The sequence below is a fragment of the Anaerococcus porci genome (assembly GCF_009696575.1).
In the GTDB taxonomy this organism is placed as follows: Bacteria; Bacillota; Clostridia; order Tissierellales; family Peptoniphilaceae; genus Anaerococcus; species Anaerococcus porci.
The window spans coordinates 82,220-96,138 of sequence record NZ_VULQ01000001.1; the positions used below are offsets into that span (position 1 = coordinate 82,220).

Genomic DNA, 13,919 nt, shown 5'->3' on the forward strand with positions numbered 1-13,919 from the left:
TAGATTAAATTGAGAAATTTATTCTATTTACTAATACTCTAAAACTTCTTTATGTAAAATATATAAAGATTATTAGAATTTTATATCTCAAGATTCGACAAGGGATTTTTATTAACAGCTTTTTTTAAGTCTTCATCATCAAGGTGGGTATATATTTGTGTAGTTGATACACTTTCATGTCCTAGAATGTCTTTTAAAGCTCGGATATCAACATTACCATATTTATACATTAAGGTTGCTGCAGTATGCCTTAATTTATGTGTAGAATAAATATTAGTATCAAAACCAGCTTTTTTAAGATATTTATCTATTGTAGATTGGACAGCTCTATTGGATATTCTTTTTTTTCGTGTTGATATGAACAAGGCATCAGTCTTAATATTTTTTAAATAATTGTTACGTATCATTATATAATTTTCTATTAAATCTATACAATTATTTGTTAAATATATTGTTCTTTCTTTATTTCCTTTCCCAACTATATTAAAATGATCATCTTTTATATCACTTAAATTAATACTAACAAGTTCTGATAGACGCATACCAGTTGTTAGAAAAGTAAAAACAATTGCCAAATCTCTATTTTTGAGAAATTCATTTTTTTCTTTGCCTACAACTTCAAGCAACTTCTCTGTTTCGTTTAAAGTGAGGTAGACAGGCTGCCTTTTTTGAATCTTTGGGTTTCTGAGTTTTTCTGTTATATTATTGTCAATAATTTCGATTTCTTGACTTAAATATTTATAGAATGACCTGAGAGCAGAAATCTTTCTCGATCTTGTTGAAGCATTGTCATCGAGTATGTTGTCAAGAAAGCTAATATAAGAATACATATCTTGAACTGTTATAGAACTTATAAATTCCGCTGTAAATATCTTATTAGAATCAACTTTATTATTTGATAAATCTTTTTCAAATTTTTCTTTATTTCCAAAATAGCTTTTTCTTAAAATCACAAATGAAATAAAGTTGATAAGGTCATAATTATATTCACTTATAGTTTTATTTGATAAACCTCTTATTGATTTTAAATAGTTTAAATAATCCGTAAGTATAAGGGGTGAATTTATTTTCATTTTAAAACTCCGTTCTTGATTTTATTCTATTATAATAGTAATTATAACATAAAATTAAGCATTTTTCAATTTATTGCACAAAATTATTATTTTGTGCAATAAATTTCATCTATAAATCTATCCCCTTTTCAAATATTTTTAACTTATTTATATATGATCTTTATATTTTGATTATAAATTCTACTTTATTTTTTCTTACTGTTTTGTATTTTCTAATTATTATTATTACTCAACTTATAAATCAGCTGATTTTCGAAGCTCTATTTTGCGTTTTAAGCGATTTTATATTTTAATCCATACTAATTATACGCCTTTATTTTTTTAAAAAAACAACTCAACCAAACAAAATTATGGTTGAGTTTAAGTTTATATATTATACTTTGTAGATTTTCCACCTACTAATCTATAGTATCTAACAGGATACTTATTATCTCCCATTCTTCCTTTTCTAGGAGTTATAGATATACCTCTGTCAGCCCAGTTACAGTGAATTATTGTATTCTTATCTAAGATAAATCCTGTATGTCCGCCAGCACCTAGTGATCTTCCTGGTACACCCGCAACAAATATATCACCATACCTTATTTGATTTTCTGAAATTTGTCTTAAAACTTGCCCGCGTCTTCCTAACTCAAACAAAGTTTCTGTATTTCCGTTAGGAGTATTTTTCGAAATGAAGCCGCCATGTTTCATAGCTCTATAAACAGCTGACGAACAGTCTGCATATCCAATCTTGTCTCTATTAGGATAACTCATATCATATTCATAATTAAAGTTCATTCCTTGTAGCATCCAGCCAATTGTCACATCTAAATCTTTTTTAGGTATATAACTATTCGAAATAAGTTCACCCTTTCCAGATTTATCGAAACTATACAGCCTACCAGCTCCATCATATCCGTTGTGAGCAAAAAATGTTTTATAATCTTTAGCTAAACCATTTTCAGTAAGGTTATAATAGTAGTTGCCAATTTTATGAACACCAAACATAAGGTTTCCATTTGAATTAGCTCTATAATCTTTCCCGCCTATTTTTAACTATTCATTTTTTGCAAGCTCTGTCTTGTTATTATTATATTTTTTATAAGCCTTGTTTCCTTGCATATAATAGGTAACTACTTCAGGTTTCTTACTTAAGTCTTTAATAGAAACTACGTTTCCATTTTTATCACTAGTATACTCTAAATTATCAATAACTATTTTTGTATCGCGTTTTTTATCTACTATACCATTATTATCTATTGCAATAATTGACTTATTATATAAGAACAATTTATTTTTTTCGAGTTTCCCATTATCATCGAAAGAATATAGATTATTTTCTATAAGATTGAATCCTTTATCTAGTTTTCCATCATATCCTGTATGATATTTATTAGAATTCACCTCAAGCCATTTATTTTCAAGAGGGTTCATAATTCCTGATTCACCAATTATATATGCACCTATATTTGTAATAACCTTAGTATTAGTTTTAACTACACCATTATTAGCAAAATAAAATCTATCAAAACCAATTCTTTGAATCCCCTTGACAATTTCACCTTTTGAATTAGCAAAGTATTTATCTTTTCCAATATTAAACCAAGAGTTACTTACAGTAATTTTTCTACCACGATTATCATATCTATAAGCTAAATCTTTCTCAATTATATAAGAATTATCTGAATTAGAATAGTGAAAAAATCTAGAATTTGAATTAGCACTATAAAAAGTAAATTTGGAAGACTTATCTGTATTTTGGCTTTCTTTTCCCTTTAAATTTAAATCTTCTACAGTCTTATTATTATAAGATTTTACTTCTATATGATCTGAGGTTAGATTTTCTTTATCATTATTATTTTTTAGCTCTTCATGGTTCTTATTTTCTAGATTATATTTATCATTAGTCAAATTGTCTAAATCTTTTTCTTTAAGTTTATCTCCTGGTATTTTTTCAACTATATTACAATTAGCATAATTAGTATTTGTTTTTTCTAACTCTTCGTTATATTTTTTTGAATTATCAATACTATCTTTTTTGTTGATTTCTTCAGTTTTATCATCATTAGCTAAATTATAATTTATCTTATTATCCTCTTTTAAAGGATTTTCTACTAAGCTTTCCTCGTATTCTTCATTTACTGATGAAATTTGATTTTTATATTCAATGTCATCATCTGCCAAAGAAGTTGAATTTAAAGCAATCACGGAAGAGAACACTATAAAAGTAGATAATATTAATTTATTTTGTTTTTTCATAATTCTCCTTATCAAAAAATAGATAACTATATATAATTATATTATTAGCTAGATCAAAATTATTTTCTTTTTTTACTAGCAAATAAAACACTTCCGGTTGTAATAAGAGTTAATAATATCGAACTTAATGAACCTACTCCAGTTTTTACATTTGTAGATTCTTTTTTAATTTCTGTCTTTTCAGATGCTTTATTATCTACTTTAATAAGTATCTTATTAACTTTTTTATTGTCTTTAGCCATATATCTATCATCAGCATCATTGGCTTTTTTCAAAATATTAATTTGAATATTATTTAATTCATCCTTAAGCTTATCATATTCTTTAGATGTTAAATTTTCTTTTAATAAAGCTTCTTCAACTTCTTTAATAATTTTTTCTGCATTTTGACCTGATTCTTTTGTCCAAGATCCATCTTTTAATAAAATTTTAATTTTATTAATTTCATCAGCTAATTTATCTTTATTTACTAAGTTTTTCTCTTCTTGATCTGTTTTAGTGTTTTTATCATCTCTCTCAGGTTCTTCTTTAAAAGTTTCAGTTTTTTCTAACTTTGTTTGATTATTTTTTAAATCATCGTTTTTATCTATAATTTCTTGAAATTTATTAGGCTTTTCTGTTTTTTCAGTTTCAGCCTTTTTATCATCAAGATTTTCTTTAAACCCAATATCAAATTTTTCTAGATTTTCTTCTTTAATTCTATTCAAAACTTTTGTTACATAATTTGGATCAGTAGCATAACCTGCTACCTTTATGCGTTCCAATTGTTCTTTAGCAGTTTTTGCTTCAGCTACTTTATGTTTAGCATAAGTTCCCCTATTTAGAAGATCTAGGTAATAATTTATTGCATCTTCAAAAGAATCATACTGTTTAAACTTATCAGTAGTTTTTATTAGTTTTCCATCTTTAAATTCTTCTGTTTTATAGCTTTTACCTTCAGTCTTATCTGTGGATTTTATCCCGAAAATATTATAGTCTTCAGTAGCTAGTTTTGAAGTACCATTTGCTGACTCAAGTATAGCTTGACCTATCATTACGCTAGGGAAGATATTTTTATTCTTGGCCTTATCTGAATATTTAATTTAGATAAAAAGTCAATAAATTCTGTTTTATTAGAGTAAGGAAGTTTATTTTCGGTATTTTCTTTTTTATCTTCAACCTTTTCTTCTTTCTTACTTTCTACTTGTTCATTTTTTTCAGTTTTTTCTTCTTTTAACTCAGCCTTTTTATCTTCAGTTAATGACTCGTTAGTTTTTTTCGTCGTTTGTTTCAGTATTATCTTTTTCATTAACAGCTTGACTATTATTTTCTTCCTCGTCAACTACTTTTTCTTTAGTATCTTGAATATTTATAAAATTGCTGCCTTCTTAACTTATAGTAAGTTGAAGTTCATCAATTGTAGCATTTATTTCGCTTTCACTAGAGTTTGTACCAATGGAACTTTCATATTTATTTAATAATGCTCTCGCTCTATTTTTAAACTCTTCGTTAAATCCAGCTTCTGGATCAGTAATAGCTTTAACTTCCGAAATTTTACTATTAAAATTTTTTAATAAATCATTAACTTTACTATTATCTTTTTTTTCTTCTGTTTTAATTTTATCTATATTTCCGGTATTATCTAATACACTATTAATATCTTCAACTTTTGTGCTTTCCGTTTCTCTATTATCAACTATAATATTGTCACCTTCAGCGATTACATTCTCACCCACTCGCTTGAGAATTAAATTCTAATCCACCACTAGCTAATAATAATACTAAGGCACCACTTATTATCTTTGTAATATTTTTGTTCTTATTTTGTCTCATTTACTTCTCCTTATATTACTATTATTATAATTATATATATTTATTAATTTAGTCAAGCCATAAAGTCGGCATTTTTCAAAGATATTTGAGCATATTGTATATTTTTATTACTTTTTTGTAAACTATATAAATTAAAAAAGATAGCTATATCCATTTTTGTTAGCTCTATAATAAATCGTGCTGGTTAAAGTAAATGATAATTTTACTAATACAATTTATTAATGAAAAAAATAAGTATATTTAATTATTTATATTAAAGATAATATTTTTTAAGATGTATTTATTTATGAATATTCTGATAATGCTATTGAGGTAATTAAAAATTTTATTAAGGCTATTAAGCGTATTGCTTTTGGTTTTAGATCTTTTGTCAATTTTAGGATTAGAATTTTTGTAATTATGAATTTAGTTTTAAGAAATCAAAAACCGGGAAGTAGTATATTCTACTTCCCGGTTTTTGATTGTGTTTATTTTATCTACTAACACTATTTGACAAAGAACCTTTTTTATTTTGCATATTCAATTGCTTTTGATTCTCTAATTACATTAACCTTTATTTGACCTGGATATTCTAATTCATTTTCTATTTTTTGTGCAATTTCTCTAGCAATTACAACCATAGAATCATCAGAAATTTTTTCTGGTTGAATCATAACTCTTAATTCTCTACCTGCTTGTACAGCAAATGATTTTTCTATACCATCAAATGAATTAGCTATTTCTTCTAAGTTTTCAAGTCTCTTAATGTAATTTTCTAAACTTTCCCTTCTTGCTCCTGGTCTTGCTGCTGAAATTGTATCAGATGCTTGAACTAGTATAGCCTCTATACAAAATGCTTCTACATCTCCATGATGAGATTCTATACAATTTATAACATTCTTATTTTCACCATATTTTTTAGCAGCTTCGACACCTATAGATATATGAGTTCCTTCTACTTCATGATCAATTGCTTTTCCTATATCATGTAGTAATCCACCTCTTATAGAATCTCTAGGATCTATACCTAGTTCTGTAGCAAGCATTCCGGCTATTTTTGCAACTTCTATGGAATGCTTTAACACATTTTGTCCATATGAAGTTCTGAATTTTAGCTTTCCTAGTAGTCTTACAAGTTGAGGATGTAGGTTATGAATTCCAACCTCCTCTATAGCAGCTTGTCCATCTTCAATTATTCTTTGTTCAACTTCATCTTCAGCTTTTATTAGCATCTCTTCAATCCTAGATGGATTTATCCTACCATCAAGTATTAATCTTTCTAATGCTACTTTAGCTATTTCTCTTCTTATTGGTTCAAAGGCAGAGATAACAACAGCTTCTGGAGTATCATCTATAATAAGATCTGTTCCAGATAATTGTTCAAACGCTCTAATATTTCTACCTTCTCTACCGATTATACGGCCTTTCATTTCATCGTTTGGTAAGGAAACAACTGTAACAGTATTTTCTGCTATCTCGTCAGCCGCATATCTTTGAATAGTAGTTGCAATTATATCAGCAGCTATTTTTTTACTTTCATTTTTGGTCTTTTCTTCATACTCTTTAATGATTTTTGCTGATTCATGAACTACATCTTCTTTTAAGCTTTGAAGTAAAATTTCTTTAGCTTCACTTATAGTAAGTCCAGCTATATCTTGTAACTTTACCTCTTGCTCTTCAATTAGTTTTTCAATTCTGTCTTCTTTTTGCTTTAACTTTTTTTGGTCGCTAGAGATTTCATCAGATTTCTTATCAATTAATAAGGATCTGCTATCTAGACTTTCTTCCTTTTTTAAAAGATGACTTTCTTTAACTGCTAGCTCATTATTTTTTTTATTAATTTCTTTTTCAGCTTGCAATTTTATTTTTGAAATTTCATCTTTTGCACTCATCAGTGCCTTGTTTTTTAGGGACTCAGCATCTCTATTTGCATCATTTATAATTCTTTGAGATAATTCTTCTGCCGAAGAAATTTTTGATTCACCTATTTTTTTACGATAAAGATAGCCTATAAAAAAAGCTAACATAATGAAGGCGACAGATAGAATAATTTTTAAAAAATCCATTTAATCACCTCCTAAATTTTGGATTCTCATCCTGGTATTTATTATATCATAAATTTATAATTATTCGAAAAAGTTTTTTTAGATTACTCATCTTTCATTTGTTGTAGATACATTTTCTTATAATAGCCATTTCTTCTCATTAACTCATTATGATTTCCTTCTTCTAGAATTTGACCATTATATAAAACTATGATTTTATCTACGTCTTTAATAGTTGAAAGCCTATGTGCGATAATAAAAGTGGTTCTATCTTTTTTGAGCTTATTTATTCCATTTTGAATTATTTGCTCAGTCTCAGTATCTATATTTGAAGTTGCTTCATCAAGAATCAATAGCTTAGGATCTCTTATATAGGCCCTCGCAAAAGATATAAGCTGTTTTTCACCTTGACTTAAATTAGAACCATTTTCGAGTATTTCACTGTCAATTCCTCGCTTTATAATTTTTTCACCACCAACAGTTTTTAAAGCTTTTATTATTTCTGATGTTGAAAAATCATCTCCCATACTTATATTTTCTCTGATTGTATCTTTAAATAAGAATGAATCTTGAAGAACGACAGCCATATCCTTTCTCAAATCATCTCTATTTATACTAGATATATTTACACCACCTATTTCAATTGTTCCTTTTCTTGGAGAATAAAAATTTAGTAAAAGATTTATTATAGTAGACTTTCCAGATCCGGTTTGACCAATAAATGCAATAGAAGTTCCACTTTTGACTTTTAAAGATAGATTTTTTATAATATCATTTTCTTTATAGGCAAAGTATATATTTTTGAATTCTATATCTTTATTTAAATCAATTTTATGTTTTCCAAGTTTTTTTAAAGATTTCCTATCCAATAATTCAAAAATATGGTTAGCTGAAGATAAGGCATCTTCTATATCGCCAAACCTCATTATTATAGTATTAATATTATTAAATATTTTTGTTGTATAATCTATTGCCATATATAATGAGCCTATTGTTACTGTATATATATTGGTAATTGAACCTATACCAAAATAAAGCATAACTATAATAATAGCCAGATATTGTATAACATCCATTGCTCTATAACCAGAATAAGATCTTAATTTTGATAATTTTATGTTAATATCAAATATTGATTTATTAACATTTTCAAATTTGTCATACATATATTTTTCTTTATTAAAAACTTGAATTATTTCCATGTTATGGATATATTCATTTATTTTAGCATTTATATCTGCTGTATACTTTTTTATTTTCTTTGTATATACATATGTTTTATTTAAATATGTTTTAAAAATGATGTACACAAAAGGAACTAGTATTAAAAGCATTAAAGCTGCAATAGTATCAGTAAAAAATAAGGTTATATATAAACCAACAGCTAATATAAATGCATTTGCTATATCAGAAAACAATAGTTGAAACATAGTTTTTAATTTATTTGTATCATTAGTTACACGAGATGCTATTTTACCCGCAGGAAGATTATCAAAATAAGAAATAGGAAAGTTTGAAACTTTGTCATAAACATCTTTTTGAACTCTTGCTGCAATTTTATTAGCGCTTATTTGAAAATAAACTTTAGATCTATTTAATAGAATTCCCGATAATACAAATATAATAAGATAAATATTCAATAATAAGGCTATAGTTTTAAAATCATTTTTTGTTATATTAGAGATAAATATATTATTTATTATATAGGCTATAATCATAGGACCTAGTATTTCTAAAAATGTCCTCAAAAACGAAAATATAAAGCCTATAAATAAATATTTTTTCTCTAATAGGGCATAATCTTTAAGCTTATTTATGCTTTTATTTTTTACTATATTCTTCAATTTCATCACCCATAATTTGTTTTAAATACTGTCTTTTATACCATGTATTATCTTTTATTAAATGTTCATGATTACCTTGTTCTACTATCTTTCCATTTTCTAAAACTATTATATTATCACAGTCTTGTACTTGACTTATCCTATGTGCAATAATTATTGTGGTTTTATTATTTCTGTATTTTTTTAAATTAGCCAATATGTTTTTCTCGGTATTAGCATCTACAGCACTCATAGCATCATCTAATATTAGAATTTCAGGATTTTTAAGAATAGCTCTTGCTATAGATAATCTTTGCTTTTGACCACCTGATAAAGAGATGCCATTTTCTCCTGTCATTGTTTCTAACCCTTCAGGAAATTCCTCTATATCCTTTTTAAAGTCAGCCATCTCTATTGCTTTATTTAAGTCTTTTTCACTAGCTTTTTCATTTGAAAATAAAATATTATTTTTTAAAGTATCCGAAAAAATCATATGTTGTTGTGGTACATATCCAATTTTTTCTTTTAATAGTTTAAAAGAAGTATCTGAAGCTGTATATTTACCTATATAAATACTAGTTTTATCTACTTTATATAGGTCTAATAGTTGTTTTATTAATGTGGTTTTACCAGAAGAAGTTTTTCCAAGTATTCCTAAGGATTTATTATTTTTAATACTTAAATTTATTCTATTTAAAATATAATCTTTTGAGCTAGGATATTTAAAATTATGCTCGTCGAACAATATATCTATGTTTTCACCAGCATCTATTTTATTAGATGAATCTGAAATTTCCTCTTTGTAATTTAAAGTTTCTTCTATTCTATCCATTGATGCACTGGCTTGTTGCTTTAAGTTTATAAAATCTCCTAAGGCATACATTGGCCAAACAAGCATATTTAAATAATAAGTAAAAGATACAATTTGCCCAATACTTAACTTTGATGTATATATCATATATGATCCATAGGATATAGCTATTATGAAAGTTATAGAAGTAATTATTCTTTCTACAGGAGCAAGTAAAGCCTGGTACTTAGCAAGATTTATATTGTTTTCAGCTAATTTATCCGCATTTTTATAAAACATTTTTCTTCTCTTATCTTCCAAGTTAAAAACCTTAATAATTCTAATACCTTCAGCATCTTCTAATACATTATCGTTAAGTTTATCAAACGACTTATTTACTTTAATTGACTTATCATAAATTCTCTTTCCAATTTTAAAATATGCAAAAGCTATAAAAGGTATGGGTAATATAGAAAATATTGTAAGCTTTAAATCGACGGTTACTATCATAACTATAATTACGCTTAAAGGAAGAATTGTAGAATCAATTAATGACAAAGTACCATAACCTGCCATAATGGAAATTTGTTGTATATCATTTGTAGATTTTCCCATTAATGAACCAGTTGAATTATTCTCAAAAAATTCTTGTGATTGACGTAAAAATTTGTTCATTAATTTATTTCGAGTTAAGTATTCAATACTTCCGCTAGCTTTAAAAACATTGTATGACCATCCCATTGCTAGAAAATACTTTATAATTACTACAAAAAATGTGAATATAACAATTTTTATAAATTTATCAAAATCTATGCCCTTATTATAAATTAAATCTATTAATTTGCCTATAATATAAGGTAAAAATAGTGATACTACATCACTTAACAAAAGAAATATTATGCCTATTATATAATTTTTTTTATAATAATCTATAAACCACTTGAATTTTTTAAACATATATTCTCCTTAAAAAAGCTGCCGCAAATACACATGGATTAAAAGTTAAACCATATAATTTTATTTAGCAGCAGCCTATCATTTATTATATTTTTTATGTTTTATAATTTGGGCTGGTACTCCAACCGCTGTGCAATCATCAGGCACATCTTCTAATACAACTGCATTAGCACCAATCTTACAGTTATTTCCAATTTTTATATTCCCTAAAATAACTGCTCCTGCACCAATTAAAACATTATTTCCGACACTTGGATGTCTTTTTACTCTTTTATTGACTAAACCTCCTAAAGTTACACCGTGATACATCAATACATCATCACCTATCTCAGCAGTCTCGCCAATAACTACACCCATTCCATGATCGATGTAACATCTTCTACCAATTTTAGCACCAGGATGGATTTCTATTCCTGTTTCCATCCTAGATTTCAAGCTAATTTCATCTGCTTTAGCAAATTCTCCACTCATATATAGATTATGAGCCTTGTAATGTGCTAATAAAGCTCTTATTCCAGGAGAAAAATTAATTGCCTCATCCTCAGATTTTAAAGCAGGATCTTTAGCTAAAGCAGTTTTAATTAATTCATTTTTGTAATCTTCAAATGTCATTATTTTAATTCATATAATTTAGTTGATAAATATCTTTCACCTGTATCAGGTAATACAGTTACAACTTTTTTTCCTTCACCTAACTTGTCAGCTATTTTTATAGCACCTACAACATTTGCTCCTGAAGAAATGCCTACAGCTAAAGCCTCATCTTTTGCAAGTTGTCTTGACATATTTATAGCTTCATCACTTTTAACATCAACAATTCCATCTAGGATATCATAATTTAAATTTTTAGGAATAAAATTACCACCTATTCCTTGAATCTTATGTGCTGAAGCTTTTCCTCCAGAAAGTAATGGACTTTCTGCAGGTTCAATTGCATAAACTTGTGCATTTTCATTTACTTCCTTAAGTCTTTTTCCTACACCTGATACAGTTCCACCTGTACCTACTCCAGCAATAAATGCATCAGGTGTTAATTCATCTAAAATCTCAACTGCTGTTGTTTCATAATGAGCTTTTATATTTGCAGGATTTGAAAATTGATCTGGCATAAAATACCCGTCTTTTTTAGATAGTTCCTTAGCCTTATTAACAGCACCTTGAAGAGCTCCTTCTGTCGTTCTTATAACTTCAGCTCCATAAGCTTCTGCAAGTTTAGATCTTTCTTCACTCATCGAAGCAGGCATTGTTAAAATACACTTATATCCCTTAGTTGCAGCAAGAGCAGCTAGTGCAACGCCTGTATTTCCACTTGTTGGTTCTACAATTGTATAACCTTCTCTAAGCTTTCCTAACTTTTCAGCCTCTTCTATCATATAAAGAGCAATCCTATCTTTAATAGATCCAGCCAAATTGTTTTTTTCAACTTTTACATATATATCAGCTCTTCCCTCTTTTTCAAGAGATTTAAGCTTTAGTAAGGGAGTTTTCCCTATTAATGCTTTGCTATTTTTATAAATCGTCATATAAACTCCTTATTATTTTATTTAATTATTTGACACTTGTTAGTATTATATTATAATATTATTCCTTTTCAATTAGAAAACAATATTCATAGTATTTTACTAGAGATTAATTTTTTTAAAAAAAGAAGGCATTTGCCTTCTTTAAAGAAATTTATTAACCCTTGATTTGACTTTGAACTTCGTCTGCAAAGTTTTCTTCTTTTTTCTCTAAACCTTCGCCAACTTCAAATCTTGCAAATCTTCTGATTTTAATATTTTCCCCTACATTATTAGCTGTATCTCTTAGATATTGCTCTACTGTTAAATCGGGATTTTTTATATATTGTTGATCTAGTAAGCAAACATCTTTGAAATATTTTTTAAGTCTTCCTTCAACCTTTTTATGAGCTATCATTTCTTTTTTATCTTGTGGCATATTATCATTAGCCTCATTCAAAGCTTGGTTGATAAGTATTTCTTTTTGCTCTGCAACATCTTTTTCATCGGCATCTTCTTCTGAAACATATAAAGGATTTAAAGCAGCTATATGCATAGCTATATTTCTAGCAAATTCTTTTACAGAATCGGTATTAGCAGAAAAGTCTGTTTCAGTATTAATTTCAACTATAACACCAATTTTATTATTATGGATATAAGAACCAATAACCCCCTCAGCAGCTATTCTATCAGCTTTTTTATCTAAAGTAGCTTGTCCTTTTTCTTTAAGTAATTTTATCGCCTTATCTATATCACCATCTGTTTCAGTTAAAGCTTTCTTACAATCCATCATTCCAGCGCCTGTTTTATCTCTTAATTCTTTTACTAATTTTGCAGTTACTGCCATCATATCCTCCTATTAATTATTCTTCTTCAGATTCAGCTTCTTCATTATCTTCGATTTCATCATCTAATTCTTCGAAATCTTCTTCATTTATTTCAAATTCGTTACCTTGATTTCCTTCGATAACTGCATCCGCCATAAGTGATGTGATAAGTTTAACTGCCCTAATTGCATCATCATTTCCAGGAATTGCTAAATCAACAACATCTGGATCACAATTTGTGTCTACAATTGAAATAACAGGGATTCCTAAAATTTTCGCCTCATGAACAGCTATTTGCTCATTTGATGGATCGACTACAAATAATACATCTGGTAGTTCTTCCATTTCTTTGATACCACCAAGATTTTTCTCTAGTTTATCCATTTCTTTATTGAATTGTAAAACTTCTTTTTTTGGTAAAAGATCAAAAGTTCCATCTTCTTCCATCATTTCATATTTTTTAAGTTTATTTACACTATTTCTAATAGTATTGAAATTAGTTAGCATGCCACCTAACCATCTGTTAGATACATAAAATTGACCACATCTTTTAGCTTCTTGTTCAATTGAGTCTTGTGCTTGTTTTTTTGTACCTACAAATAGTATATTTCCACCTTCAGCTGCTGTATCTCTAATAATTTTATAAGCTTTTTCAATTTGAACAGCTGTTTTTTGTAAATCTATAATGTAGATTCCATTTCTTTCAGTGAAGATGAATTTTTTCATCTTAGGATTCCATCTTCTTGTTTGATGTCCAAAGTGTACACCAGCTTCTAATAATTTTTTCATTGATACTACTGTCATATTATTACCTCCGTTTATTATCTTCCATCTTTTTCAACTAGACCATAAACCTATTTGGCAACGTAGATC

At 27.3% G+C, this 13,919-nt stretch carries 14 protein-coding genes; 1 reads left to right on the forward strand and 13 read right to left on the reverse strand.

What is annotated here, in order from left to right; genetic code table 11:
• Positions 1-80: 80 nt before the first annotated feature.
• From FYJ26_RS00445 to FYJ26_RS00470, 6 genes are all read right to left on the reverse strand, one after another.
• Positions 81-1,073 (reverse strand): tyrosine recombinase XerC, encoded by a 993-nt coding sequence (locus FYJ26_RS00445; protein WP_154538773.1) that lies wholly within the window; start codon positions 1,071-1,073, stop codon positions 81-83.
• A gap of 366 nt (positions 1,074-1,439) precedes the next feature.
• Positions 1,440-2,063, reverse strand: a complete 624-nt coding sequence (locus tag FYJ26_RS00450; RefSeq protein ID WP_154538774.1) for a peptidoglycan amidohydrolase family protein — start codon at positions 2,061-2,063, stop codon at positions 1,440-1,442.
• 48 nt (positions 2,064-2,111) lie between these two features.
• The gene (locus FYJ26_RS00455; RefSeq protein ID WP_154538775.1) at positions 2,112-3,314 is read right to left on the reverse strand and encodes a hypothetical protein; all 1,203 of its coding nucleotides are present in this window, start codon (positions 3,312-3,314) and stop codon (positions 2,112-2,114) included.
• Positions 3,315-3,373: 59 nt separating this feature from the next.
• Complete coding sequence (locus tag FYJ26_RS00460) at positions 3,374-4,348, reverse strand: glucosaminidase domain-containing protein (RefSeq protein WP_154538776.1); 975 nt, start codon at positions 4,346-4,348, stop codon at positions 3,374-3,376.
• Entirely contained in the window at positions 4,348-4,602 is a 255-nt protein-coding gene (locus tag FYJ26_RS00465; RefSeq protein ID WP_154538777.1) for a hypothetical protein, read from the reverse strand. Before FYJ26_RS00465 ends, FYJ26_RS00460 begins: the two co-directional genes overlap by 1 nt.
• A gap of 79 nt (positions 4,603-4,681) precedes the next feature.
• Entirely contained in the window at positions 4,682-5,029 is a 348-nt protein-coding gene (locus FYJ26_RS00470; RefSeq protein WP_154538778.1) for a hypothetical protein, read from the reverse strand.
• 379 nt (positions 5,030-5,408) lie between these two features.
• On the opposite strand from FYJ26_RS00470, the gene FYJ26_RS11395 reads away from it, so the two are divergent.
• Positions 5,409-5,609, forward strand: coding sequence for a transposase (locus FYJ26_RS11395; protein WP_176269399.1), 201 nt, complete (start codon positions 5,409-5,411; stop codon positions 5,607-5,609).
• A gap of 23 nt (positions 5,610-5,632) precedes the next feature.
• Here the strand turns inward: FYJ26_RS11395 and rny are convergent, their stop codons facing one another.
• The 7 genes from rny to rpsB all read right to left on the reverse strand — a co-directional run bounded on the left by rny (position 5,633) and on the right by rpsB (position 13,850).
• The gene (gene rny, locus FYJ26_RS00480; protein ID WP_154538779.1) at positions 5,633-7,171 is read right to left on the reverse strand and encodes a ribonuclease Y; all 1,539 of its coding nucleotides are present in this window, start codon (positions 7,169-7,171) and stop codon (positions 5,633-5,635) included.
• 83 nt (positions 7,172-7,254) lie between these two features.
• Positions 7,255-9,000, reverse strand: coding sequence for an ABC transporter ATP-binding protein (locus FYJ26_RS00485; RefSeq protein WP_154538780.1), 1,746 nt, complete (start codon positions 8,998-9,000; stop codon positions 7,255-7,257).
• On the reverse strand, positions 8,972-10,720 hold the full coding sequence (locus FYJ26_RS00490) for an ABC transporter ATP-binding protein (protein ID WP_154538781.1): 1,749 nt from the start codon (positions 10,718-10,720) through the stop codon (positions 8,972-8,974). The genes FYJ26_RS00485 and FYJ26_RS00490 overlap by 29 nt, the downstream gene beginning before the upstream one ends.
• Positions 10,721-10,798: 78 nt before the next feature.
• Positions 10,799-11,332 (reverse strand): serine O-acetyltransferase EpsC, encoded by a 534-nt coding sequence (gene epsC / locus FYJ26_RS00495; protein ID WP_154538782.1) that lies wholly within the window; start codon positions 11,330-11,332, stop codon positions 10,799-10,801.
• On the reverse strand, positions 11,332-12,243 hold the full coding sequence (gene cysK / locus FYJ26_RS00500) for a cysteine synthase A (protein WP_154538783.1): 912 nt from the start codon (positions 12,241-12,243) through the stop codon (positions 11,332-11,334). The genes epsC and cysK overlap by 1 nt, the downstream gene beginning before the upstream one ends.
• Positions 12,244-12,397: 154 nt before the next feature.
• Positions 12,398-13,069: a translation elongation factor Ts gene (tsf, locus tag FYJ26_RS00505; RefSeq protein ID WP_176269322.1), complete on the reverse strand. Its 672-nt coding sequence runs from the start codon at positions 13,067-13,069 to the stop codon at positions 12,398-12,400.
• A 13-nt stretch (positions 13,070-13,082) separates the two neighbouring features.
• Positions 13,083-13,850: a 30S ribosomal protein S2 gene (gene rpsB, locus FYJ26_RS00510; RefSeq protein WP_154538785.1), complete on the reverse strand. Its 768-nt coding sequence runs from the start codon at positions 13,848-13,850 to the stop codon at positions 13,083-13,085.
• Between the last annotated feature and the right edge of the window lie 69 nt (positions 13,851-13,919).